Consider the following 26,989-nt stretch of genomic DNA (forward strand, 5'->3'; position numbering starts at 1 on the left):
CCGTATGACGAAGGAACCGCAGATGCCCAGGCAGTCCGTGCTGTCCGTGCCGCGCCTCGGCGAGGGAATCGTCGAGGTGCGCATCGTCCGGCTCCTGAAGAGGCCGGGCGACCCGGTCGCCAAGGACGAGGTCGTCTACGAGATGGAGCACGACAAGGCGGCGGTCGAGATCGAGTCCCCCGTCGCCGGGGTGCTCGACGCGTGGTCGGTGGCGGAGGGCGACGTCGTACCGATCGGGGGAGAGGTGGCGCGGCTGTCGCCCGCCGCACCCGACCCCGCTGACCGGGACGGAGAGCCGGCCGGCGCGGAGGGGCGGGACACGGCCGGGCGGGGGAGCGGCGCGCCCGGCGCCTCCGTCCTCGGAGTGCCCGGACGGACTCCCGCGGGAACCCGGCGCATCCCGCCCCGCACCCGCGCGCACGCCCGGCGGCTGGGCATCGACGAAGGCATCCTCGCGTCCCTGCCGGCCGCCGGGTCCAGCCTCATGCCGACCGACCTCGAGCGGTACCGGGCGGCACAGGCCGAGCGTGCCGCCACGGAGGCGGCCGGGGGGCGGGACCCGGAACCGGCGGTCGCCGCTCCCGGAGACGGTTTCGCGGACGTCGGGCAGTCTCCGCGGCAGATCGAGCTGAACCGGGCGCTGCGGGCCTCGCGGGACACCACCGTGCCCGCCGTGGTCTCCCGCACCGTCACCGAGCAGGCGATCCAGGACGCGCTGCGGGCCCATCAGGGATCAGGATTCTCCACCGCCTTCCAGGCGTTCGCCCGGGCCGCCGCGCGCGCCGCGGCCGGCGCGCCCCGGCTGCGCTCCCGGCGGCTGACCGAACGCACCCTGCGCGTGTACGAGCACGTCGACCTGGGCATCGCCTGCGCCACGCCCGAGGGTGACCTCACCGTCGCCGTGGTGCGCCGGGCCGACACCCTGGACGCGGCCGGCTTCGACGACCGGTACGCCGACGCCGTCGAACGGGCCCTCGCCGGGACCTCGCAGGCCGACGGCAGCGTCACCCTGATCCTGTCCCACCTCGGCGACCGGGGCCCCACCCTCGCCGTGCCCGTGGTGGTGCCGCCCGCCGCCGCCACCCTGTTCCTCGGCGCCGTCGAGGACACGGCGGGCGCACCCGTGAGACGCATGGTGCTCGCCTTCGACCACACCCTGCTCAACGGCCAGGAAGCGGCCGCCTACCTCGACGCCGTGGCGGACGCGCTGACCGAGGCGGGGCGGGCGGCGCCGGAGCACGCCCGGCCACGCGCCGACCGGGCCGGGGCGGCCCCCGCCGCGGACACCCCCGGGACCGTGCTGCGCCGGCTCACGGACCTCGCGGCCGGTGTCCTCGGGCACGACGTCGACCCCGGACGGCCCCTCGGCGAACAGGGCCTGGACTCCGCGCGCGCCCTGCGGCTGATCCGCGAGATACGGGCCGCCTTCGACGTCGAGCTGCCCGCCACGGCCGTGTGGCGCCACCCGACCCTGCGGTCGCTGGCCGCCCGGCTGACGGCCGACGGGGCGGAGGCGACGGCCGGGGAACGGACGGACCAGGGACACCACGGGCCGGAGCGGGGCGGCGACGAGGACGCCGTCGCCGTGATCGGCATGGCCTGCCGCGTCCCCGGCGCCGACGACGCCGAGGCGTTCTGGGACCTGCTGGCCGAAGGACGCCGCCGGATCACGGAGGTCCCGGCCGGACGGCTCGCGGGCGCTCCGCCCGAGGGCTTCCGGGCCGGGCTGCTGGACCGGGTCGACCTGTTCGACGCCGACTTCTTCCAGGTGACGCCCCGTCAGGCGGCCTCCATGGACCCGCAGCAGCGGGCGCTGCTGGAGCTGAGCTGGCACGCCCTCGAACACGCCGGCCTCAACCCCGACGACCTCGCCGGACGCCCCGTCGGCGTGTACGCGTCCGCGTGCAGCTACGACTACCGCGAGCAGCTCGTCACCCGGGAGGCCGCGGCCGACGGCTACGCCACGACGGGCACCTTCCCCGCCTTCCTCGCCAACCGGGTCTCGCACCTCTACGACTTCACCGGCCCCAGCATCACCGTCGACACCGCATGCTCGGGCGCACTGACCGCGCTGGCCCTCGCGGAGGCCGCGCTGCGCCGAGGGGACTGCGAGATCGCCCTGGCCGGCGCCGCCAACCTGCTGAGCAACGCGTTCAACGCCCGGGCCTACCGCAAGGCCGGGATGCTGTCCCCACGGGGCGAACTCAACGTCTTCGACGAGGAGGCCGACGGCTTCGTCCGGGGAGAGGGCGCGGGCTGGCTCGTGCTGAAGCCGCTGCGCCGGGCCCTCGCGGACGGCGATCCCGTGCTCGCCGTGGTCCGGGCCGCCGCGGTCAATCACGGGGGGCGTGCCGCCGCGCTCACCGCGCCCAACCCGCGGGCGCAGACCGCCCTCATCCGCACCGCGCTCGACCGGGCCGGGCTGCGCGGCGCCGATCTGGGCTACCTGGAGGCCCACGGCACCGGCACCCCGCTCGGCGACCCCGTCGAACTGGACGCCTTCCGCGAGGCGCTCGCCGACGACGACACGGCGGGTGCGCCGGCCCGCGGCGCGGGTCCCGGCGGACGGATCTGGGTGGGATCCGCCAAGGCCAACATCGGGCACCTGGAAGGCGCGTCCGGCCTGGCCGGTGTGGTCAAGGCGGTGCAGGCGCTGCGGTACGGGCTGATCCCCGGCACGCCGGGCTTCACCCGGCTCAACCCGCACATCTCCCTCGACGGCACGCCCCTCGCCGTCGCCGGCCGGGCGGTGCCGTGGCCGGCCCAGGAGGGCGGAGCGCCGCGCCGTGCGGCGGTCAGCGCGTTCGGGTTCGGCGGCAGCAACGCCCATGTGATCCTCGAGGAGGCGCCCGTGCCGCCCCGGATGCCGGACGGCACGGGCGCACCCGCCGGGACCGCCTTCGCCGTGCCGCTGTCCGCGGCGACACCCGGGGCGCTCCGCCGCCTCGCCGCGGCTCTCGCGGACCTCGTCGGGTCCGGGCGCGGGCCCGCCCTGGACGCGGTGGCCTGGACCCTGCAGTCGGGGCGGCGCGCGCTGACCCACCGCGCCCTGCTCGTCGTGCGCGACACGGGCGAACTCGCCGCCCGCGCCCGCGACGTGGCCGGCGGACGGAACGTTCCGGCGCCCTCCGACCCGCGCCTCGCGGACTGGCTCGCGGGCGGTGAGCTGTCCACGGACGACTGGGCCGCGCTGTGGCCCGGGCGGAGCAGGCCGCGCCGGGCGCCCCTGGTGCCGTACCCGTTCGAGGGACGGCCGTACTGGCTGCCCGCGACACCCGCGGCGGACGCGGCGGACGCGGGCGGGCCCGCGCTCACCGTGCGGCGCACCGACCCGCTGGCCGCGCACCGGGTGGCCGGCACCGCCGTGCTCCCCGGAGCCGCCCTCCTCGACGTGCTCGCCGGCGGCGGGCCGGTGTCGCTGGGCGAGGTGCGCTTCCTCGCACCGGTTCCGGTGACGGAGGGCGGCGTACGCCTGAGGCGCCTCCGGGAGGACGGGGGGACGCTCGCCGTCGAGTACGGTGGCCGCGTCTGCGCCCGCGCCGCCGAGGCCACCGGACCCGCCCGGCCGCCCCGCCCGGCCGAACCCGGCGGCGGACCCGCCGCAACCGTGGACCTCCCCGCCGTCCTGGCCCGCCACGGCATCGAGACCGGACCCGTCTACCGCGTGCTGCGCGACGTCCGCCGCGCGGGCGGACGGGTGACGGCACGCATCCTCGCCCCGCTCGCCGAGCAGCAGCACACCCGTCGCATCGCCTGGCTGGACGCGGCGCTCCAGACGTCCTGCGCGCTGCTCGGGGACACCGGGCCCCGGGTCGCCGCGGCGCTGGACCGCATCGAGTGGACCGGCCAAGTGCCCGAGGAGGCGCTGCTGACCGTGCACCGTGTCGGCGGCGGCGCCCACCACACCGTCGTCGACCTGGAGGCCGTCACGCCCGACGGCGCCGTCGTCCTGACGGTGAACGGCCTGCGCCTGCACCCCCCGGCCGCTCCCGTCGCTCCGGCGGACGACCCCCCGTCGACCGGATGGGCCGCCGACCCCGGCGCGCGGGGCAGCGTGCCCGTGTACGGCGCCGGACCCGGCTTCCGGCCCGACGGGCGGGAGGCAGAGACGGGTGCGGCGGGGCCCGGCGGCGCATCGGAAGCGGTCGTCGCCGCCGTGGAGGGTGCGGAGGCCGGGGGTGGCGTGCGGGTGCTTGTGCCCGAGTGGGTGCCGGAGGCGGGTGGTGGCGACCGGGAGGGCGGGCCCGTCGTCCTGGTGCACGATCACGACAGCGCGCCCCTCGCCGCCGCGGCGCCGGCCGGCGCCGTGTGCTGCCCGGTGGGCCCGGACGGCCTGGACCGCCGGGAGTTCGCCGACCGCCTGCGCGGTCTGAGCGGCCCGGTCCGGGTCGCGCTGCTCGTCGACGGCTCCGCCTGGAGCGACGACGACGCCGGGGTCGCCGCACTGCGCGGCCGGCTGCGGACCCTGCTGGCGATCGGCAGGGAACTGGCCGCCCGGGCCCGTCCCGCCACCGTCACCCTGGTCACCACCGCGCTCGCCGCCCCCGACGGCCGGACCCCGGCACCGGGCGCCGCCCTCCAGGGCGCGCTGCTCGGCGCGCTGCGCACCCTGCCCCGTGAGTGCCCCGCCCTGACCGCCGCCGCGGTCGACCTCGCCCCCGGCGCCACCCCCGCGGACCTGGCCGCCGCGCTCGCCGAACCCGGCCGGACGGCGGTCCCGCTGATCGCCGTGCGCGACGGGCGGCGCAGCCGGCAGGTGTACACCGACCTGCCGGCTCCCGCCCCCGCGGCCGACGGCGACGGCTTCACGCACGGCGGCGGTTACGTGCTGTTCGGCGGCGCGGGCGGCATCGGCGCCGAGGTGGCCCGTCATCTGGCCCGCCGCTACCGCGCGGGACTGCTGCTGGTGGGCCGCTCGCCCGCCGGGGCCGCCACCCGCGCCCTGCTCGGCGAACTCACCGCGCTGGGCGGCCGGGCGCGGTACCTCAGCGCCGACGTCACCGACCCGGCCGCCCAGGCCCGTGTCCTCGCCGAGTGCCGGGAGCTGTACGGGCGCCTCGACGGCGTCGTGCACAGCGTCGGCTCGGTCAGCGCCGCCCGGCTGGAGGAGCTCACCGACGCCGACCTCGACCGGGTGCTGGCGACCAAGGTGACCGCCGTGACGCAGTTACGCCGGACGCTGGCGGGCTCCGCCTCCGGCCGGTCCGCCGCGCTCGTGGTGTTCTCCTCCGTCGCCGGACTCTTCGGCAGCGTCGGCGGCCTGAACTACGCGGCGGCCAACGCCTGGCTCGGCCACTACGCCACCGCCACGGGGACGGCGGCCGACGGGCCGGCCGTCCGCGCCCTCGACTGGGGGCTGTGGCGCGCCACCGGCCTCGCCCGGCGCTACGCGGGCCGCGTCCGGCGGGAGTACCCCGGCCTCACCGACTTCGCACCGGAAAGGGGTGTGGCCGCCTTGGAAGCGGGCATGTCCGGCAACCATCCGCACACCGTCGCCCTCGCGGGCGACCCGGAACCCCTGCGCCCCCTCACCGGGCGGCCCGCCGCGAGATCGGGCCCCGACGACGCGGCGCACCGGCTCGACGACTACGCGCGCGCCGTGCTCGCGCACCGCATGAGCGAACTGGGCCTCCCGCCCGCCCTCGCGGCCCGGAGCGGCGCCGAGAGCGCCGCCCGGCTGCTGCGCGCCGTGCCCGAACACCGCAGGCTGCTGGCCGCCGTGTGCGAACTCCTCGCCGCACACGACCGCGCGGGCCGGCCGGTGCCCACCGCGGGCGAACTGGCCGCCACGCGCTCGGCGCTGCTCGCCGACCATCCCGACCTGTACGGCCACGTCTCCCTGCTGGACCGCACGCTCGACGCCTACGGGCCCGTGCTGCGCGGTGAACTCCCGCCCGCGGCCGTGCTGTTCCCCGGCGGCGACCTCGGCGCGGTCAGCGCCGTGTACAGCGGCAACCAGCTCTTCGACCCGGTGAACCGGGCGGCCGCCGAGTCCCTCGCACAGGCCGCGGCGGACATCGGCCCGGGCGCCCGCGTCCTGGAGATCGGCGCGGGCGTCGGCGGCACCACGGCCTCCGCCCTCGCCGCGCTGGACGCCCGCGGCGTCACCGGCTTCTCCTACGTCTACACGGACGTCTCCCCGGCCTTCCTCCAGCACGGACGGCGCCGCTTCGGCGACCGGATCGTCCCCAGGCTGCTGGACATCGAGAAGAACCCGGCCGCCCAGGACTTCGCGGACGGCTCGGCCGACCTCGTCGTGGCGAGCAACGTGCTGCACGCCACCCGCGACCTCGCCCGCACCCTGGACCACATACGGCAGCTGCTCGCACCCGGCGGCCGGCTGGTGCTCGTGGAAATGGTCGTCCCGGCCGCCGTCTACACGCTCACCTTCGGCCTGACCGACGGCTGGTGGCGGTACGTCGACGAACAGTGGCGGCTGCCGCACGGGCCGCTGCTCGACGTGGGACGCTGGCGGGCGCTACTGGAAAGCCGCGGCTGGCGCCTGCACGGCACCGACCTGCTGCGCGACGCGCCGGGCTGCGTGGCGCTGCTGACCTGCCGCCCGGACGGGTCCGGTGCGTCAGCCGCCGACGACACCGGCTCCCGCACCGCCGCGCCCGCCGTGGAGACCGCGAGCCCTCCGGCCGGCGGCGACCCGTCGTCCGTCCTTGCCGTGGCCGAGGAACTGCGCGCCCTCGTACGGGAACTGCTCGGCGATCCCGCCGCAGAGGTGCCCGGCTGGGTGCCGTGGCAGGAACTGGGCGTCGACTCGCTGCTGAACATGGAGTTCGTCGAGGAACTGGGCCGCCGCTACGGCCCGGTGAAGCCGACCGCCCTCTTCGAGCACCGCACGGTGGACGACCTCGCCCGCGCGCTCGCGTCCCGGACCGCCCCGCCCGCTCCGGACGCCGCAGGCCCGGGGCACGCCGACGGCCAGGACCTCGTACGGCGGCTCACGGCACTCGTCGCCGAACTCACCGCGCGGGACCCGGCCCTGATCGACGCCGACACCGCCTTCCCCGAACTGGGCGTGGACTCCCTGCTGCACGAGGAGTTCTGCGAGCGGCTGCGCGCGCTGTTCCCCGCCGCGGACGTGCCCGCCACACTGCCCTTCGAGCACCCCACCCCCCGTGCGCTCGCCCGGCACCTGGGCCGGCTCCCTGCCGCAGGACCGGCACCCGGGGCCGGCCCCGCCGCGCGCACGGGCACGGCCCCCCGCGCCCTGCCGGGTGCGCAGGAGGAACCCCGGTCCTTCACCGCCGCGGCCGCCGGATCCGCCCCCGCCCGGGCCGCCGTTGCGGACTCGCCCCAGGCCGCGACGGCCGCCGCGGCGGCCCGGAGCTGGCGTCCCGTGCCCGCTCCGGGCGAGGACGCCGGAGCCGTCGCCGTCGTCGGGCTGGCCGGCCGCTACCCCGGAGCCGCGGACGTCGACGCCTTCTGGGACCTGCTCGTCTCCGGGGACACCCCCGTGCGCGAGGTGCCCGCCGAACGCTGGGACTGGCGCACCGCGCGCACCCGCGGCGGCGGATACGCCCGCTACGGCTGCTTCCTCGACGGCATCGACGCCTTCGAGCCGGCGATGTTCCGGATCCGGCCGCGCGACGCCGCCCTCATGGACCCGCAGGAGCGCCTGTTCCTGGAGGTGGCACGGGAGGCCTTCGAGACGGCCGGATACGCCCGTCACACCCTGGCGGGCAGTCACGGAGGCCCGCGGGTCGGCGTGTTCGCCGGGGTCACGGCCCACAGCCATCTGCTCGCCCAGCGCGACGCACGCGCGGCCGGCGCCGACAACCCGGAGTACGCCGTCACGGCCGCCGCCTCGGTGGCCAACCGGGTCTCGCACGCCTTCGACCTCAGCGGGCCCAGCCTCACCGTCGACACGATGTGCTCCTCGTCGCTGACCGCCCTGCACCTGGCCTGCCGGGCGCTCCTCGAGGACGAGGCCGACCTGGCCCTGGCCGGCGGCGTCAACCTCTACCTCCACCCGGACCGCTTCGCCGGACTGTGCGCGCTCGGCATGCCCTCGCGCGGCGACCGCACCCGGGCCTTCGGCGCCGGCGGCGACGGCTTCGTGCCCGGCGAGGGGGCGGGCGCGGTCGTCCTCAAGCGGCTGGACCGGGCACGCGCCGACGGCGACACCGTGCTCGCCGTCATCCGCGCCACCGGCCTCAACCACGGCGGCGGCACGGGCGGTTACACCGTTCCCAACCCGGGCGCCCAGGCCGCGCTGATCGAGTCGACCCTGCGCCGCGCGGGAGCCGACCCGTGGACCGTCGGCTACGTGGAGGCGCACGGCACCGGCACCGAGCTGGGCGACCCGGTCGAACTGCGCGCCCTCGCCCTCGCCTTCGAGCAGGCGGGCCGCGACGGCCCGGTCCGGGTCGGCTCGGTCAAGTCCAACATCGGCCACGGCGAGGCCGCCGCCGGCATCGCCGGGCTCACCAAGGCCGTGCTCCAGCTGCGGCACCGGCACCTGGTGCCCACGCTGCACGCCGAACGGCTCAACCCCAAGCTCGGCCTGGAGAACACCGCGCTGCGCGTCCAGACCGCGGCCGAGCCGTGGACGGCCCCGGACGGACCGCGCCGGGCGGCCGTCAGCTCCTTCGGCGCCGGGGGCGCCAACGCCCACGTGATCCTGGAGGAGTACCTCGAGGAGCCCGCGGCGGACACCCCGCACGGGGAGGCCCCCGCGCCGGGACCCGTGCTGGTGCCGGTCGCCGCTCCCGACGCCGGCCGGCTGCGCACCGTCGCCCGCGACCTCGCCCGGGTCGCCTGCGACTTCGCGCTCGCGGACATCGCGTACACCCTGCACGGCGGCCGCGAGCGCTTCGCCCACCGGGCCGCCGTCGTGGCCCGCGACGGGGCCGAACTGCGCGCCGCGCTGCTCGCCCTGGCCGAAGGAGCCGCTCACCCGGCCCTGGTCACCGACGCCGGGCAGGACGGCGCCGGCCCGGCCGCCCGCTCCTGGGTCGCCGACGGAGCGTGCCCGGCGCCCGCCGGCGGACGGCGCGTTCCGCTGCCGGTGACGCCGTTCGCCCGCGAGCGGTGCGTGCCGCCGGAGGCCCGCACGTCCCCCATGCCGCTCACCGACACCGTGCACGGCCCCGCCTCCCGCACGGTCACCGCACGGCTCGGCGCCGCCTCCCGCTGGGTCGCCGACCACGTCGTGGACGGCGAGCCGCTGCTGCCCGGGGCGTTCCACCCCGAACTCGTGCACGAGGCCCTGATCAGCGCCGACGAGAACCCGTACCGCACCGTCCTGCTGGACCTGCTGTGGCCGCGGCCGGCCACCGGTCTGCCCATGGAGGTGCGCACCGAACTCGGCGAGCCCGACGAGCGGGGCGCGAGGCGCTTCAGCACGACCGTCGGCGGCAGCGTGATCGCCCAGGGCCGCACCGAACCGGCCGCGAGCCCCTCCGGCCCGGTACGGCCCCTGCTCGTCTACCGGCCCGACGAACTCGACGCCCACCTCGGCGACCTGGACGCCGAGACCTTCTACGAGACGTTCGCCGCCCACGGATTCGCCTACGGGCCGCTCTACCGCACCGTGCGGCGAGCCGTCGTGCACGGCGAGCACGTCACCGCGGAACTGCGGCTGCCCGACGGGGAGGACCCCGACGGACGCCATGTGCTCCACCCGGCCCTGTTCGACGGGGCGTGCCAGACGGCCGCGCGGCTGCTGCTCGCCGACGGCCCCGGCACCTCCCGCCGGCGGCTGCGGCCGCTGGCCGTCGACCGGCTCACCGTCCACGAACCCGTCACCGGCCGGATCTACGTCCACGCACAACGGGTCCGGCTCGACGAACGCGCCCGTGTCCATGTCTTCGACCTGCGCCTGATCGACCCGGTGAGCGGCTCCGTCCTCGCCCTCGCGGAAGGCTTCCGCGTCCGCGTCGACGAGCCCGCCGACGGCACCGGGACCGGCCCCGCGACCGCGGTGGAACGGCCGGTGGCGCACGGAACGCACGAGGTGCCGGGGGACGCGGAGGTCCCCGTGCACGGTTACCGGCTGGACTGGCGGCAGGCCCTCGCCGGCGGCCCCGAGCCCGGCCCGCCGCGCGGCCCCCTGTGGGTGATCGGGGACGGCGCGCTCACCGCGCGCCTGCGGACGAGCGCGGACGTGGTCCTCCCGCCCGCCCGGGCCGCCGACGAGTCCGCGCTCGCCGCCACCGCCCGCGCCCACGGGACCCCCGCGGCCGTCCTCGTCGACCTGACCGGCGCCGGGCCGGCCCTCGGCACGGATCCGCTGACCCTGCCGGAGACGGCGCGAGCGTGGACGCCGTTCGCCGAGGACACCCTCGGCACGGTGTTCGGCGTGCTGCGGGCGCTCGTCCGCAGCCGTGCGCTGGACGGCGCCCGGGTGCTGCTGGTGACCGCCTGGCCGGCCGACGACCCCGACCCCTCGCCCACCGCCCACGCGCTGCACAGCCTGGTCCGCACCGTCGCGGGCGAGACCGGCCGCTTCTCCGTGCGCCTCGCCGGCGTGGACACCGGCCGGGTCACCGCCGGTGAACTGCTCGCCGAGGCGGGCCGGGACGACGCGGACTGGGTGCGGCTCACCCCCGGCGGACGGCACACCGCGGTGCTGTACGCGGAACCGGCACCCGAGGCCGGCGACGCCGGTCCGCTGCTCGACGGCGGCGGCAGCTACCTCGTCACCGGAGGACTGGGCGGGCTCGGCCGCCGCATCGCCGCCGACCTCCTGCGCCGCGGCCCGACGGCGAACGTGGTCCTGGTCGGCCGTTCGCCCGCCGACGAGGACGCCCTCCGGGAACTGCGCCGCGGCGCGGGACCCGGCGCGGCCGTGCACTACCGGCGCTGCGACGTCGCCGACGCCGAGCAGGTCGCCGCGCTCGCCGCCTGGCTGGACGACGCCGGCATCCGGCTCCGCGGCGTCGTCCACACCGCCGGGGTGCTGCGCGACGGCTTCCTGCGCGGCAAGAGCATCGAGGCCGTGGAGGAGGTGTGCCGGGGCAAGGTGCTCGGCGCGCTCCACCTCGACGCCGCGCTCGCCGGGCACCCGCTCGACTTCTTCCTGCTGTGCTCCTCGCTGGCCGCCCTGGTCGGCAACCAGGGGCAGTCCGACTACGCCTTCGCCAACGGCTTCCTGGACGGGTTCGCCCGGCGGCGCGCCCGCTGGGCCGCTCACGGTCAGCGCCCCGGGCGCACCCTGTCGGCCGGCTGGCCGGTGCTGGCCGACGCCGGGATGACCCTCGAGGCCCACGCCCTGGACTACCTCGCCCAGACCTACGGACTGCGTCCCGTCGCCACCCGTGACGCGGTGCGGGCGCTGTGGCCGCGCCTGGCCGCGGCGCGGAGCCCGGAGACGGCGTGCACCGCGCTCGTCGCGGGGGACACCGGTGTCTGGGAGCGGGCCACCGGTTCGCCCGGGGCGCGGCCCGCCGCCTCCCCGGCCGGGCCGGACCCCTCCCCGCCGGACGCCCCCGGAGCGGCGGACGGGGCGGACGCCCTGCGGTGGGTGGCGCGGAAGGTCGAGGAGACCACCGGAGTGCCCGCCGGGACGATCGATCCGGACGCCCGGCTCGACGCGTACGGGATCGACTCGATCGCGTCGATGCGGCTGAGCCGGATCCTGGAGGACGACCTGGGGCGGGTGCCCCTGTCGGTCCTGCTCGACAGTTCCAGCGTGCGGGACCTGACCGACCGCCTGCGCCACGACCACGGACCGCGGCTGGCGGCGCTGGCCGCCGCCGCTGCGGCCTGCGCGCCCGAGCCGTTCGCGTCTCAGTCGTCCGCGTCTGGGCCGTCCGCGCCCGAGCCGTCCGCGCCCGAGCCGTTCGCGTTTGGGCTGTCCGCGCCCCAGTCGCCCGTGTCGGGGTCGTCCGTGTCTGGGCCGTCCGCGCCCCAGCCGTTCGCGCCCGAGCCGGTCGCGCCTGGGCTGTCCGCGCCCCAGTCGCCCGTGTCGGGGTCGTCCGCGCCCCAGCCGTCCGCGCCCCAGCCGTCCGCGCCCGAGCCGTCTGCGTCTGGGCCGTCCGCGCCCCAGCTGCCCGCGCCCCAGCTTTCCGCGTCCGGGCCGCCTGCGCCCCAGCCGTCCGCGCCCCAGCCGTCCGCGCCCCAGCCGTCCGCGCCCCTCGCCGCCGGCCCGGCGGCCGGCCGGGTGCCGGGTCTCTCCGGGGCCGTTGACGGCCCCGCGCCCGCGGCGGCCGGGTGTGTGCTGCCCGAGCGGCTCGTCGGGATGTGGGCGGCCGACCAGGCCGCCGCGCCCGAGGCGCCGTACAACGTGTCCCTGGCCTGGCGGATGCCCGCCGACGCCGACCGCACCGCCCTGGGCGCGGCGGTCGACGCCCTGGTGCGGCGGCACCCGGTGCTCGGCTGCCGGGTGCGGCCGCTCGACGGCCGCCCCGCACTTCAGCCCGCACCCGAGCCCCCCGCGCTCGTCATCCGGACCGTGGCGGGCGCCGCCCTCGACGGCGCGGTCCGCGCCGAGGGGGACCGCCGGCTGCGCACCTCGGCCGAGCCGCTGCTGCGGGCCGTGCTGTGGGAGCCGGAGGACGGCGGCGCCCCCGTACTCCAGCTGACCACGCACCACATGGTGGTCGACGGCAGGTCCGCGGATCTGCTCGGCCGTGACCTCGCCGCCCTGAGCACGGGCCGGGAACTGCCGCCCGCCCTGCCGTTCGCCACCGCCGTGCGCCGGGAACTGAGGCGCGCCGAGGACGACGCGTCCGGACGGGCCGAGGCCGAGCGGCGCTTCGCCGAACGGCTGGCCGACGGGCGGGCCGCGGGCGTGCTGTTCCCGGGCGGCGGCGAACGGGCGGGCGCCGCCGGAGGCCACCGTGAGCACCGGCTGCCCGCGGCGCTCGCCGACACCCTCGCCCGGGTCGCCGAGGACGCGGCCGTGCCGAGGTTCACCGCGCTGCTCGGCGCCTTCGCCGCCGCGCTGTCCCGGACCACCGGCCACCGCTCCTTCCTGGTGGCGGTCCCCGTCTACGGACGCGGCGGCGGCCAGGAGGACCACAGCGTCGGATGCTTCGCCACCACCGTGCCGCTCCGCGTCGACCTCGACCCCGGTCGGCCGGTCCACGCCTGGCTGCGGGAGCTGAACCAGGAGGTCCGCGCCGCGCTGGGCCGGTCCGTCGTGCCCTATCCGCGGCTGGCCGAGCTGTGCCGGGAGGCGGGCGGTCCTGACGCCGTCCCCACCGTCACCCTCGCCTACCAGAACTGGGAGCGGGACGCGGCCGGGACGGCCGCCGGGGCCGGCTGGGAGCAGGTGTACCGGCGCGGGCAGCGCGGCCACTTCGACCTGGGCCTCGAGGTCACCGACACCGGACACGGACTGGACGTCCTCGCCAACCACCGCACGGCCGTGCTCGGGGCGGACGAGGCCGACGCCTTCGTGGAGGAACTGCGCCGGTCGGCCGCCGAACTCGCCCGCGGCGCGGGCGGCACGCTCGGAGAGCTCCTCGACCCGGCTGCCGGGACCCTCACCGCCCGGATCGCCGCGACCGCGCGCCGGCTGCCGGACGCGGTCGCCGTCGAGGACCGCGACACCCGTCTCAGCTACGCCGAACTCCAGCAGGTCTCGGACGAGATCGCCCGCCGCGTGCACCACGCCGCCGGGCCCGGCGAGCCGGTCGCCGTCCTGATGCACCGCTCCGCCCGGCTGCCCGCCGTGCTCCTCGGCATCCTCAGGAGCGGGCGCCCCTACGTCCCCCTCGACGAGTCCTACCCCAGCGAGCGGCTCGCGCTCGTCGTCGAACGGGCCGGCTGCCGCGTCGCCGTGGCCGACCGTGAACTCACCTGGCTGCTCCCGCAGGGCGTGCACGTCGTCGACCCGCGCGGGCCGGCCGGTCCGGACGTCCCGCACGGCCCGCCGCCCACGCCGCCGACGCCGGACAGCCCGGCGTACCTGATGTTCACCTCGGGCAGCACCGGACAGCCCAAGGGCGTCGCCGTCACCCACGGCAACGTGGTGCACACCCTGGAAGCGCTCGCCGCCACCGTCGGCGTCGACGAGCGCGCCCCCGCACGGCTGCTCGCCGTCACCACCGTGTGCTTCGACATCTCCGTCCTGGAACTGTTCCTGCCGCTGCTGACCGGAGGCACCGTCGTCGTCGCCGAGCGCGCCGACGTCACCGACGCCCGGCGACTGGCCCGGCTGCTCACCGAACGGGACATCGGCCTGATGCAGGCCACCCCCGCCGGCTGGCACCTGCTCGTCGAGGGCGGCTGGACGGGACGCGGGACGCTGACCGCGCTGTGCGGGGGTGAGGCGCTGCCGCCCAACCTGGCCGCCGCGCTCGCCGCGCGCACCGCCGCGCTGTGGAACGTCTACGGACCGACGGAGGCGACGATCTGGTCGACGATCGCGCCGGTCACCGCGTCCGGGCCCGTTCACCTCGGTGACCCGATCGGCGCGACCCGGCTGCTGCTCACCGAGGTCGACGGCCGGCGCCCGCCCGCGCCGGGCGAACCCGGCGAACTGTGGATCGGCGGCGCCGGCGTCGCCCAGGGGTACTGGCGGCAACCCGAGCTGACCGCGGAGCGGTTCACGGGACATCCGCTGTCCCCGGAGGGCGGCGGACGCTGGTTCCGCACCGGGGACCTGGTGCGCCGTGACGAGGAGGGACGGCTGCTCTTCCTCGGCCGGGCCGACAGCCAGGTCAAGGTGCGCGGCCACCGGATGGAGCTCGGCGAGATAGAAGAGGTGCTCGGCCGCCACCCGGCGATCGCCCGGGTCGTCGTCGCGGTCCGCGGCGAGGGGCCCTCGGCCAGGCTCACGGCCGTCGCCGTCCCCCAGGCCGGCGCCGGCCTGCCCGCCCTGCCGGAACTGCGCGAGCACGCCGCGTCCGTCCTGCCGCCGTGGATGCTCCCGGACCGGCTGGCCGCCGTGGCCGGGCTGCCGCTGACGCCCAACGGCAAGGTCGACCGCAAGGCCGCCGTCGCCCTCGCCGACGCCGCCCTCTCCGAGGCCGCCGAAGCGGCGCCGACGACGCACGGCTCCACCGGCAGTCAGGCGGGACGCGGGACGGTGACCTACGAACGGCTCGTACGGGAGGTCACCACGATGTGGCGGGAACTGCTGGAACTCGACGACATACCCACCGACCAGCGCTTCTTCGACCTCGGTGGCAACTCGCTGCTGCTCGGGCAGCTCTTCGCGCGGCTCGAGGAGACCTACCCCGGCACCGGACTCGAACTCGCCGACCTCTTCGCCCGGCCCACCGTCGCCGACCTCGCCGGACTCCTCACCGGCCGGCTGGGCGCCCGGCCCGCCTCCGCGCAGGCCGCTCCCCCGCCGGCCGGCGCCGCCCCCGCCCGGCCCTCCCGCCGTGAGCTGCGGCGCGCGTTCCGACTCGGAGACGACCAACGATGAACGAACTGCCCCCCGACCTCGACCCCAACGCCGTCGCCGTCGTCGGCATGGCCTGCGCGTTCGGGCCCGCCACCTCCGTCGACAGGCTCTGGGAGCTGCTGCGCGAGGGCCGTACCGGCATCCGCCGTCACACCCCGGCCGAACTCGTCGCCCTCGGCCACGACCCCGAGACCGTGCGCCGGGAGAACTTCGTGCCCGCCGGGGTGGTGCTCGAGGACGCCGACGCCTTCGACGCCGAGTTCTTCGGCTACAGCGCCCAGCACGCCGAATGGCTCGACCCGCAGCAGCGGCTGCTGCTGGAGACCGCCTGGCACGCGCTGGAGGACGCCGGCTTCGCACCCGACCGCACCGGACTGCGCACCGCCGCCTACGTCTCCGTCGGACAGCCCACCCTCCCGCCGGTCGGCATCACCGAGCTGGACGCCGCCGGAATGATCCGCTTCTCCTCCGCGGACAAGGACTTCGCCGCCACCCGGGTGTCGTACAAGCTGGGCCTGACCGGGCCGAGCATGACCGTGCAGACCGCCTGCTCGAGCGCGCTGGTGGCCCTCCACCTGGCCGCGGAGGCGCTGCTGGCGGAGGAGTGCGAACTGGCGGTCGTCGCCGCCGCCTCGCTGCACTTCCCGCAGGCCGGCTACCTCGCCGCCCCCGGCATGATCCTCTCGCCCAGCGGCACCTGCCGGCCCTTCGACGACCGGGCCGACGGCACCCTCTTCGGCAACGGCGGCGGCGCCCTGGTGCTGCGCCGCCTGGCCGACGCCCTCGCCGACGGGGACCCGGTGCGCGCCGTGCTGCGCGGCAGCGCCGTCAACAACGACGGCGCCCGCAAGATGGACTACCACGCGCCGTCCCCCGAGGGGCAGGAGGCGGTGCTGCGCGAGGCGCTCGCCGTCGCCGGCGTCGACCCGCACTCGGTCGGTCTGCTCGAGACCCACGGCACCGGCACCCACCTCGGCGACCCCGTCGAGTTCGCCGCACTGGAACGCGTCTACGGCGGCGACCGTCCGCACCCCGCCGCCGTCGGCTCCGTCAAGTCCGTGGTCGGCCACCTCAACACGGCCGCGGGCATCGCCGGCGTCGTCAAGGCCGTCCTCGCCCTGGAGCACGGCACGGTGCCCCGCCAGGTCCCCTTCGACACTCCCAACCGCGCGCTCGGCGGGACGGGCGGACTGCGCATCGCCGACGCCGACGTCGCCGAGGCGGGCTGGCCGGTGCCCGGCGGACCGCGGCGCGCCGCCGTCAGCTCCTTCGGCATCGGCGGCACCAACGCGCACGTCGTCCTGGAGCAGGCGCCCGCGCCGGCCCGCCCGGCGGGGGCGGCCGGCTCCGTCCCGGACGGCGGACGGCGCTGGGCGGTGCTGTCCGCGCACACGGAGACCGCCCTGCGCGAGCTGGCCGGCGCCCTCGCCGGCGCGGTGGAGCCGCTGTCCCTGCCGGATGTCGTGCACACCCTGCGCGAGGGCCGCAGCCACCGCCGCACCCGCCTCGTCGTCGGCGCCAGCACGACGGACGAACTGCGGGACAAGCTGCGGGAGTTCGCCGCCGACGGCCGGCTCGACGACGGGGACGTCCCGGACGCGTACCGGGCCTGGGCGGCCGGCGAGGGACCGCTGCCCGCGGCCGACGACGAGCAGCGCACCCCGCGCCGCGTCCGGCTGCCCGGTTACCCCTTCGCCCGCGTCCGCCGGCCCCGGCCGGGCGCCGCGCTGGTGCGCACCGTGCGCCCCGACGAACCGCTCGCCGCCGACCATGTGGTGGCCGGCCGGCCCGTGCTGCCCGCCGCGGCCCAGCTCGACCTCGCCCTGACCGCCGTCCGGCGCGACGGGACGGACACCGCCCGCCTCACCGACGTCGCCTTCCACCGGCCCGTGGAGGTCACCGCCGCCGTCACCCTGAGCGCCGCCGTCGCCGACGGCGCCGTCACCGTGGCCTCCGACGTCCCGCACACCGAGGCCCGCGTCTCGGCCACCGGCTCTGATGCGGCCGGCCGGATCGATCTCGCCGCGCTCCGCGCGGCCCACCCCGACGTGGCCGAACCCGCGGACCTGTACCGCTGGTTCGCCGCCCACGGCGTCTCCTACGGACCCGCCTTCCAGGTGCTGCGCGAACTGCGCCACGGCGAGGAGGGCGCCCTGGCCCGGGTCGAGGCCCCCGAGACCCCCGCCGACGGCGACACCGTGTCCCCGTACGTCCTCGACGGCGCCCTGCAGACCGTCGCCGGCTGCGTGCTGCGGGAAGACCTCGGCGGCGAGACCTTCATCCCGTTCGCCGTGGACGCGCTCACCCTGCACGCCGGGCTCCCGCAGGAGGTGTGGGTACACATCCGGCCGCTGCCGCTGGCCGGCCGCGGCCGCCGGGTGCGCAAGTACGACGTGACGGTCGCGGACCCCGACGGGCACGTGGTGCTGACCCTGACCGGCCTCGCCCTGCGCCCGGTCCCGCGCCCGGAGGACACCGCGGCCCGCGAACTTCCCGCGGACGTGCACCTGTTCGCACCGGCCACGGCGCCCCTCACCGCGGCCGGCGGCGGGACGTCCGGGCCGACCGGGGGACCGGACGGGGCCGAGGAGGCACCCCCCGGGCCCGTCGTCGTCATCGGGGACGCGCACGTCGACGACGCGACCCTGGTCCTCGACGACCCGCGGGACCCCGAGGCGGCCGCCGCCACCGGGGCCGAACTGGTCAGGCGGCTCGGCGACGGCACGGCTCCGCCCGTGGTGGTGTGGCCGATCACCGCCTCCGCGCGCGGGACCGCGGACGCCGGGCTGCGCATGCTGGCCCTGCTGCGGGCCCTGCTGCGCCCGCTCGCCCGCCGCGGCGCCCGGGTGATCGTGCCGTACCCCGACAACCCGCTCGACGACGCGGCCGCCGTCAGCGGCGCCGGGATCGCCGCGCTGGGACGTTCCCTGGCAGGGGAGAACCCCCGCTTCGAGCTGACCGCGCTCGCCCTGGACCCCGGCGCGGGCCCCGCCGCCCTGGCCCGGGCACTTCGGCGGCCCGCGCCCGCCTCGCGGCGGCTGGCCGTGGGCGGCGACGGCACCCCGGCCACGACCGAGCTGCGCCCGCTGCCCGTCCCGGCGGCGCACCGCGAGCCGTTCCGGCGCGGCGGACGCTACTGGATCAACGGCATGGGCGCCCTGGCCGCCCTGCTCGCCGCCCACCTCCTCGACCGGTACGCCGCCCATGTCGTGCTGACCGGCCGCTCCGCCGCGGACGGCGGGCGCGCGGCCGAACTGGCCCGGCTCACCGCACGCGCCGAGCGCACCGGCGGCTCGGTCCGCTACCACCGCCTCGACGCCACCGACGCCGACGCGGTACGGGACCGCGCCGTACGTCTCTCCGCCGAGGGCCCCGTCCACGGCGTACTGCACTGCGCGGGAGTCCTGCGCGACGCGTACGTCCTGCGCAAGGAGACGGCCGACGCCGCCGACGTGATCGCCGCCAAGCTGACCGCGGCCGTGGCGCTCGACGAGGCCACCGCCGACTGGCCGCTGGACTGCTTCGTCGTCTACTCGTCGGTCTCCGGGGCGCTGGGCAGCCCCGGCCAGGCGGACTACGCCTTCGCCAACGCCGCGGCCGACGCCCTCGTCGCCCTGCGCGCCCGCCGCGTACGGGCCGGACTGCGCCGGGGGCGGTCCCTGTCGGTCGGCTGGCCCTACTGGGCCGACGGCGGCATGCGCACCGCCGGCGAGGCCGAACAGGTCCTCGGCGGCCTGGGCATGCGGCCGATGCCCGGCACGACGGGGCTGGCCGTCCTGGAGACGCTGCTCGCGGCGGACGACGACGCCGCGCACCCGGCGCCGGTCGTGCTGTACGGGGACCGGAAGCGGCTGCTGGAGTCGTTCCCGCTGCTGCGGGAGGACCCTGCCGCCCCCGCCCCGGCCCCCACCCCGGTCCCCGCTCCTGCACCCGCACCCGCCCCCGGCCCGGCCCCGGTCCCGTCCTCCGCGTCCGGAGCCCGGGACGGAGCCACGGTGCTCGTCGAGCGGCTGCGGGCCGTCGTCGCCGAGGCGACCCGGACACCGCTGAAGGACGTCACCGGGGAACGCCCCTTCGACGACCTCGGCATCGACTCGCTGCTCGCCATCCGGGTCGTGGAGATGCTGGAGGCGGACTTCGGACGGCTGTCCAAGACGCTGCTCTTCGAATGCCGCACGGTCGCCGAACTCGCCGAGCACCTCACCGAGGAGTTCCCCGAGCGGTGCGCGGAGCTCGGCGGCGGCGCCCGGCCGGACGGCTCGCGGCCTTCGGCCCCTCCCGAGCCCGAGCCGCCGGCCTCGGCGACGGCGCCGCTGCCCGCCGTCCAGGTCCTCGGGGAACCCCCGGCCGAGCCGCCGTCACCGGCCGCCGAGGCGGACCCGCGTGCCGTCGCCGTCATCGGTGTCGCCGGGCGCTTCCCGCAGGCCGACGGACTCGACCAGCTCTGGAGCAATCTGCTGGCCGGCCACGACAGCATCACCGAGGTGCCGCGCGACCGCTGGGACGCCGACGCCCTGTACGACCCGGACAGGAGCCGCGTCGACCGCACCTACACCAAGTGGGGCGGATTCGTCGACGGCGTCGAGACCTTCGACGCCCCGCTGTTCAGCATCTCGCCGCGCGAGGCCAGCACCGTCGACCCGCAGGCGCGGCTCTTCCTGGAGGCGTGCTGGGCCGCCGTCGAGAACGCCGGATACACCCCCGACCGGCTGGTGACCACCGGCGACGCGGTGCACCGCAAGGACGTCGGCGTGTTCGTCGGCGCCATGTACGGCGAGTACCAGCTGCACGAGGCCGAGGAACGGCTGCGCGGCAACCCGGTGCTCGCCAACAGCGCCTACTGGTCGATCGCCAACCGGGTGTCGTACTTCTTCGACTTCCAGGGACCCAGCACGGCCGTCGACACGGCCTGCTCCTCCGCGCTGACCGCGCTGCACCTCGCCGTGGAGTCGCTGCGGGCCGGAAGCTCGAAGGTGGCGATCGCGGGCGGGGTCAACGTCCTCATCCACCCCAACAAGTACTTCATGCTGGGCCAGGGCAGATTCGCCTCCGGCGACGGCCGCTGCCGCAGCTTCGGCGCGGGCGGCGACGGCTACGTCCCGGGAGAGGGCGTGGGCGCGTTCGTGCTCAAGCCGCTTCCCGACGCCCTCCGCGACGGCGACCACATCCACGCCGTGATCCGCGGCACGGCCGCCAACCACGGGGGACGCACCAACGGCTACACCGTGCCCAACCCGCGAGCACAGGCCGACCTGGTCACCAAGGCGCTGCGGGACGCCGGACTGACGGCGGCCGATCTCGACTACGTCGAGGCGCACGGCACCGGCACCGCGCTCGGCGATCCCATCGAGATCCGCGGGCTGACGACCGCGTTCGCCCGCGACGGCGTCAAAGGGCCGGGCGAGCTGCCCATCGGCTCGGTGAAGTCCAACGTGGGCCATCTGGAGTCCGCCGCCGGCGCGGTGGCGCTGGCCAAGGTGCTGCTCCAGCTGCGCCACCGCACCCTGGTCCCGTCGCTGCACGCCACCCCCGCCAATCCCGAGATCGACTTCGGCAGGGTGCCGTTCACCGTGCAGCGGGACGTGGCGCCGTGGGCCACCCGCGACGGGACGGAGCGCCCGCTGCGCGCGGGCATCAGCTCCTTCGGCGCGGGCGGCGGCAACGCGCACATCGTCGTGGAGGGCCCGCCCCCGGCTCCGCCCCGGCCCGCCCCCGGGCCGCGTCCCGTCGTGGCGTTCCTGTCCGCGCGCACGCCCGCCGCGCTCGCCGCCACCGCGCGGGACCTGCGGGCCTTCCTGCTGGCGGCCCGCGAGCGGGGCGAGGAACCCGCGCTCGTCGACGTCGCCCTCACCCTGGCCGCCGGGCGCGTCGATCTGGACCACCGGGCGGCCGTGGCCGCCGACTCGCCGGACGCGCTGCTGGACGGGCTCGCCGCCGTGGCGGAGGGCCGCCCGCAGCCCTGGCCGCGTGCCGAGGCCGCGGCCGACGACCCCGTCCGGGAGTGGCTGGACGGCGGGCGCGTCGACCGTGTCGCGGTGTGCGGGGCCGGCCCGGACGCGCGCCGGGTGCCGCTGCCGCACTACCCGTTCGAGCGGGTCCGCTGCTGGTACGACCTCCAGATCGGGCACCTGCACCGCCACGGCCTGGGCACCGCCGCGCACGAGCCCCCGCTGTCCCGCCCCCATCTGCGTGACTTCGGCCGCCCGCGGCGCGGTCCCGGAACCACCGGAGCGCGCGGCACGGAGCCGGAGCGCGAGTCCGCCCCGGCCGCCGGACCGGCCCCGGCGTCCCCACCGAAGGCAGAACCCCAGGAGAGGCCCTCCATGACCCCTGACCGCAAGATCTCCCTGAGGCCGCTGGGCGCGGCGGCACCGGCGCCGGCGCCGTCACCGGCGGCTGCCGTTCCCGCCGTCCCGGCGCCGTCCGCCGCGCCGCCCGTCGTGCCCGCGCCCGTCGTGCCCGCATCCGCCGCGCCCGCCCGTGCCGACGACGCCCTCGTCGCCCAAGTCGCGGACGGCGTGCGGGAGGTGCTCGCCGGGGTGCTCTACGCCGAGCCGGGCGAGCTGGACACCGGGCAGACCTTCCAGGCGCTGGGCGTCGACTCCATCCTCAGCGTCGAGTTCGTGGCGCTGGTCAACGCCCGGTACGGCACCGACGTCAAGGCCACCGAGCTGTACGACCATCCGACCCCGGACGCCTTCGCCCGGCACGTGGCGGCGCAGACGGGCGGCGGGGCCCCGCAGAGGCCGGCGTCCGAGCAGGCGGTGCCGTCCCCGGCGCCGTCCCCCGCTCAGGCTCCCGCGCCCGCACCGGTGCCCGCTGCCGCCCCGGCCGACGGCGACCGTGTCGCCGCCGTCCTCGGCACCCTGCGCGAACAGCTCGCCGAGACGCTGTACTGCGACCTCCACGACGTGGACCCGGGCGCCAGCTTCAGCAGCCTGGGGCTGGACTCCATCCTGGGCGCCGAGTTCGTGGCCTTCGTCAACAACGCCTACGGCCTGAAGGAGAAGGCCGGCGTGCTCTACGACCACCCGAGCCCCCGGGCCCTGGCCGCGCACATCGCCGCCCGCACCGCGGACCCCTCCCCGGCCGCCGCCCCGGCCTCCGCCGCCCCGGGCGGCGCGGCCGGCGGTGGCGTCGCCGCCGCCGAACTCGACGCGCTGCTCGCCGCCGTGCGGGACAACCGCCTCACCGTCGAGCAGGCCCTGCAACTGCTGCCGCAGCACAGCTGACGGCGCGTCCCACCGAGCAATGACGAGGAATGACCAGGAATGACGAGGAATGAGGAACTCACCGTGACCGACGAAGAGATCTTCGCCGTCCTGCGCGCCCAGATCGTCGACGTGCTCCCCGAGGCCGCCGACGTGGAGATCACGCCCGACCACAGCATGCGCGACCTGGGAGCCAACTCCATCGACCGCATGGACGTCGTCATCGCCGCCCAGGAGGAACTCGGCGTCAAGGTGCCCAACAGCGAACTGACCGGCGCGGGCGACCTGCGGTCTCTCGTCGGCGTGTTCCGCCGGTCCCTCAGCGCCCGCGCATGACCCCGCCGGTTCCCGGCGCCGTGGCCGTGACCGCCGCCGCCGTCCTCAGCCCGCTCGCCGACGACCTGGACGGTTTCACCGCCGCCCTGCTCGACGGCCGCAGCGCGGTGACGCTCCCGGACGGCGCACCGGACACCCTGCCCGTCGCCGCGCTCGACGGGTTCACCCTCGGCGGCTGGGCCGGCCGGCATCTCGCCGACGCCCCGGACACCGCGGCGCGGCTGCGCAGGACCGCGGGCCGGGCCGCGCTGCCCGCGCGCACCGCCGCCTGCGTGGCCCTCCGTGCCGTACGGGACGCCGGCCTGACGGACGACCAGCTCGCCGACGGCACCGCCCTGCTCGTCGCCGGCGGCAACCTCGCCCTCGCGCACCAGGCCGAGACCGTCCTGGGCCACCACCGTGCCCCGGGCCGGCTGCGCGCCTCCTACGCGCTCACCCACCTCGACGCCGACGTCATCGGCACCGTGAGCGAGCTGACCGGCATCCGCGGGGAGGGCTGGCTCGTCGGCGGGGCGTCGGCGGCGGGCGCCCTCGCCCTGGTCCAGGCGGCCCGCACCGTCGCGGCCGGCTGGGCCGACCGGGTCCTCGTCGTCGCCCCGGCGGCCGAGCTGTCCCCGGTGGAGGCCGAGGCGTTCCGCCGTGCCGGGGCACTGGCCCATGAGCGGTTCCGGGACCGGCCCGCCCGTATGTGCCGCCCCTTCGACCGCGACCGGCAGGGCTTCGTACCCGGCGAGGGCGCCGCCGCCGTGGTGCTGGAGCGGCCGGACTCCGCCCGGGAGCGTGGCGCACCGGTCCTCGCCGAGCTCGCCGGATGCGGCCAGCGGCTGGACGCCCGGCGCGGCACCGAGCCGGACGCCGAGGGCCAGGCGGCGGCGATGCGCGCCGCGCTCGACGCGGCCGGCCTCGCCCCGGAGGACGTCGACTACGTCAACGCGCACGGCACCGGCTCCGTCCTCGGCGACGAGACCGAGGCGGCCTCCCTGCACAAGGTGTTCGGCGGCCGTGACACCCTCCGCGTCAACTCCACCAAGCCCCTCACCGGCCACTGCCTGTCCGCGGCCGGTCTGGTGGAGGCCGTCGCCGTCGTCGCCCAGCTGCGGGCCGGCGCCGTGCACCCCAACCCCCATCTGGACCACCCGTGCGCCGACCTGCCGCTGGCGGGACGCACGAGCGAACCGCTGCCGCTGCGCACGGCGCTGAGCAACAGCTTCGCCTTCGGCGGCATCAACGCCTCCGTCGTCCTGCGCCTGCCGCGCGACGACCGTCCCGCCTCCCCCTCGGCTCCCGCCCCGTAGGCGCCCTGTAGTTAACGGAGAAGACCATGAAGCAGGTCGGCATCGAAGCCATCAACGCGTACTGCGGCGAGACCTATGTCGACGTCCCCACGCTGTTCGCGGCACGCGGTCTCGACGACAGCCGGATCGGCAACCTGATGATGGCGCGCAAGAGCGTCGCGCTGCACTGCGAGGACGCGGTGTCCTTCGCCGTGAACGCGGCCAAGCCGATCGTGGACGCCCTCACCGAGGAGGAGCGCTCCTCCATCGAACTGCTGATCGTCGGCACCGAGTCGGGCGTCGACTTCGGCAAGTCGCTGGCCACCTACGTCCACGACCACCTCGGACTGCCGCGCAGCTGCCGCCTGTTCGAGACCAAACAGGCCTGCTACAGCGGCACCGCCGCCCTGCAGACGGCCGCGGCCGTCGTCGCCGCCAGCCCCTTCGAGGGCACCAAGGCGCTGGTGATCAGCAGCGACGTGGCCCGGCCCGTGCCGCACACCTATGTCGAGCCCAGCCAGGGCGCGGGCGCGATGGCCATGCTGGTCTCCGACCGGCCCGTGGTCGCCGCCTTCGACCACGGGGCCAACGGCTTCCACAGCTACGAGGTGATGGACACCTGCCGCCCCGACCCCGAGCGGGAGGCCGGCGACACCGACCTGTCCCTGCTGACGTACATCGACTGCCTCAAGGGCGCCTTCGCGGACTACGCGCGCAAGGTGGAGGGCGCCGACTTCGTCGACACCTTCGACCTGCTCGCCATGCACACCCCGTTCCCCGGCATGGTCAAGGGCGCCCATCGCGCCGCGCTGCGCAAACTGCGCCGCGGGATCTCGCCGCAGGCCGTCGAGGACGACTTCACCGCCCGTCTCGGCGCCGCCGTCCAGTACCCGCAGCAGGTGGGCAACATCTACGCCGGCACCGTCTTCCTCGCCCTCGCCTCCACCCTCGACAACGCGGTCGTCGACCGGGAGCGGCGCGTCGGCGTCTTCTCCTACGGGTCCGGCTGCGCCTCGGAGTTCTACAGCGTCGTCGTCACCCCCGACTCCCAGCGCGCCGTGCGCGCCATGGGCATCCGTGAGGCGCTGGACGCGCGCTACCGGCTGAGCATGCAGGAGTACGACGAACTCCTCGCCGCCACCGCCGAGCTCAAGTTCGGCGCACGGGACTTCACCTTCGACCTCGACCGGTTCCCGCAGATCACCAAGGAGCGCTTCACCGGCGGACGCCGCCTGGTCCTCGAGGCCGTGCGCGACTACCACCGCGAGTACGTGTGGCTCGGCCAGGGCGCCGCGCGATGACCGGCGCCCCGGCCGCCCCCGTGGCGCTGAGCCGCTCGCGGGGGGTGCTGCACGCCCTGCTGGACGCGCCCGGGCGGCGCAACGCCGTCACACCGGAACTGCTGGACGCCCTGCACGCCGCCGTCGACACGGCCGAGGCCGACCCCGGCTGCCGCGTCCTGGTGCTGTCCGCCCGCGGCGAGCACTTCTGCGCGGGCACCGATCTGACCGCCCCGGTCCCAGAACCGGCGGCCGGACCGGCGGCCGGCCCGGAGGCCGAACTGCCGTACTGGACACTGCTCGACCGGCTCACGCGCACCCCCGTCGTCACCGTCGCGCTCGTCGAGGGCCGGGCCACCGCCGGCGGCGTCGGACTGGCCGCCGCCTGCGACCTGGTGCTCGCCGGACCCGGCGCCCGGTTCCGCCTGACCGAGGCGCTCGTCGGTCTGGTCCCCGCCATGGCGCTGCCCTTCGTCGCCCGCAGAACCGGCGAGCAGCGGGCCTTCACGGCCACCCTGCTCGCCGAGGACCTCGACGCCCCTGCGGCGGTCGCCGCGGGACTCGCCGACCTGCACGCCGGCGAACCGGCACAGGCGCTGCGCCGCACCCTGGTGGCCCTCAGCCGGGTCGACCGGTCCACGGCCGGCGCGCTCAAGACGTACCGGTCCCGGCTCTACCCGCGCGACGCCCGTCTGGGACAGGACGCCGGCCGGGTCTTCCTCGACCGTCTCACCGACCCCGCGGTCCAGCCGCTGCTGGACCGGATCCCCACCCCGGAGCGTGCCGTATGACCGCACCCGTCGCCGAGTCCGTCGTCCGCCTCTCCTGGGAGGGAGCCGTGGCCGTCGTCACCATGGACGACCCCGGCGGACGCAACACCTTCTCCTCCGGTCTGACCTCGGGCCTGGTCGACTCCGTGGAGTCGGCCGTCGCCGACCCGCGCACCCGGGCCGTCCTCGTCGAAGGGCGCCCGGAGCTGTTCTGCGCCGGCGGGACCCAACGAGAGCTGATCAACTTCGCCCAGGGCAACGGCAGTTTCGACACCGACGACTTCTTCCGGGTGTTCGCCCGCTGCCCCCTCCCGGTGATCGCCTCCGTGCAGGGGCACGCCATCGGCGGCGGCCTGGTGCTCGCGCTGTACGCGGACTTCGCGGTCTTCAGCGAACGCTCCCTGTACGCCGCCAACTTCATGCGGTACGGGTTCACGCCCGGGATGGGCGCCACGCATCTGTTCCCGACGCGCTTCGGCCGCGAACTCGGCACCGAGATGCTCTTCTCGGCCCGCAACTACCGGGGCGCCGAACTGCGGGAGCGGGGCGCTCCGGTCCGGGTCGTGCGCCACACCGACGTGCCCGCCGCCGCGCGGGAACTGGCCCGCTCCGTCAGCGGCGCTCCCCGGGCCTCGCTGGAACTGCTCAAGCGGGAGCTGGCGGCGCCGCTGCTCGCCGACACAGGAGCGGCGGTGGCCCGCGAAGCGGCCCTGCACCGCACCTCGTTCCGTCTCCCCGAGGTCCTGGAGCGCATCGTCGCCGGCTACGGCGACCCCGTGGCCTGACCTCCTGACGCAGCCCG

Annotated in this window: 7 protein-coding genes; all 7 read left to right on the top strand. The window is 77.0% G+C overall.

Features of this window, described 5'->3' with window-relative positions; all coding sequences use genetic code 11:
- Positions 1-22 precede the first annotated feature (22 nt).
- The 7 genes from ACP7TJ_RS32315 to ACP7TJ_RS32345 are packed head-to-tail and all read left to right on the top strand — an operon-like array spanning position 23 to position 26,972.
- Positions 23-15,337: an amino acid adenylation domain-containing protein gene (locus tag ACP7TJ_RS32315; RefSeq protein WP_427767627.1), complete on the top strand. Its 15,315-nt coding sequence runs from the start codon at positions 23-25 to the stop codon at positions 15,335-15,337.
- On the top strand, positions 15,334-22,548 hold the full coding sequence (locus ACP7TJ_RS32320; protein WP_427767630.1) for a beta-ketoacyl synthase N-terminal-like domain-containing protein: 7,215 nt from the start codon (positions 15,334-15,336) through the stop codon (positions 22,546-22,548). Before ACP7TJ_RS32315 ends, ACP7TJ_RS32320 begins: the two co-directional genes overlap by 4 nt.
- A 39-nt stretch (positions 22,549-22,587) precedes the next feature.
- Positions 22,588-22,863, top strand: a complete 276-nt coding sequence (locus tag ACP7TJ_RS32325) for a phosphopantetheine-binding protein (protein ID WP_093769500.1) — start codon at positions 22,588-22,590, stop codon at positions 22,861-22,863.
- Positions 22,860-24,158 (top strand): beta-ketoacyl synthase N-terminal-like domain-containing protein, encoded by a 1,299-nt coding sequence (locus tag ACP7TJ_RS32330; protein ID WP_427767633.1) that lies wholly within the window; start codon positions 22,860-22,862, stop codon positions 24,156-24,158. The genes ACP7TJ_RS32325 and ACP7TJ_RS32330 overlap by 4 nt, the downstream gene beginning before the upstream one ends.
- 26 nt (positions 24,159-24,184) lie before the next feature.
- Positions 24,185-25,438 carry a hydroxymethylglutaryl-CoA synthase family protein gene (locus ACP7TJ_RS32335; RefSeq protein WP_093769496.1) on the top strand — a complete coding sequence of 418 codons (1,254 nt, stop codon included), beginning with the start codon at positions 24,185-24,187 and terminating at the stop codon, positions 25,436-25,438.
- Positions 25,435-26,208, top strand: a complete 774-nt coding sequence (locus tag ACP7TJ_RS32340) for an enoyl-CoA hydratase/isomerase family protein (RefSeq protein ID WP_367560643.1) — start codon at positions 25,435-25,437, stop codon at positions 26,206-26,208. The genes ACP7TJ_RS32335 and ACP7TJ_RS32340 overlap by 4 nt, the downstream gene beginning before the upstream one ends.
- Entirely contained in the window at positions 26,205-26,972 is a 768-nt protein-coding gene (locus ACP7TJ_RS32345; RefSeq protein ID WP_093769492.1) for a polyketide synthase, read from the top strand. Before ACP7TJ_RS32340 ends, ACP7TJ_RS32345 begins: the two co-directional genes overlap by 4 nt.
- Positions 26,973-26,989: the final 17 nt, after the last annotated feature.

Source organism: Streptomyces sp. DSM 41931, assembly GCF_050271085.1.
GTDB lineage: Bacteria > Actinomycetota > Actinomycetes > Streptomycetales > Streptomycetaceae > Streptomyces > Streptomyces albogriseolus.

What these genes read in the sequence shown, in the direction of transcription:
- ACP7TJ_RS32315 (WP_427767627.1), top strand. Translation starts at nt 23, where the DNA reads ATGCCCAGGCAGTCCGTGCTGTCCGTGCCGCGCCTCGGCGAGGGAATC.
- ACP7TJ_RS32320 (WP_427767630.1), top strand. Translation starts at nt 15,334, where the DNA reads ATGAACGAACTGCCCCCCGACCTCGACCCCAACGCCGTCGCCGTCGTC.
- ACP7TJ_RS32325 (WP_093769500.1), top strand. Translation starts at nt 22,588, where the DNA reads ATGACGAGGAATGAGGAACTCACCGTGACCGACGAAGAGATCTTCGCC.
- ACP7TJ_RS32330 (WP_427767633.1), top strand. Translation starts at nt 22,860, where the DNA reads ATGACCCCGCCGGTTCCCGGCGCCGTGGCCGTGACCGCCGCCGCCGTC.
- ACP7TJ_RS32335 (WP_093769496.1), top strand. Translation starts at nt 24,185, where the DNA reads ATGAAGCAGGTCGGCATCGAAGCCATCAACGCGTACTGCGGCGAGACC.
- ACP7TJ_RS32340 (WP_367560643.1), top strand. Translation starts at nt 25,435, where the DNA reads ATGACCGGCGCCCCGGCCGCCCCCGTGGCGCTGAGCCGCTCGCGGGGG.
- ACP7TJ_RS32345 (WP_093769492.1), top strand. Translation starts at nt 26,205, where the DNA reads ATGACCGCACCCGTCGCCGAGTCCGTCGTCCGCCTCTCCTGGGAGGGA.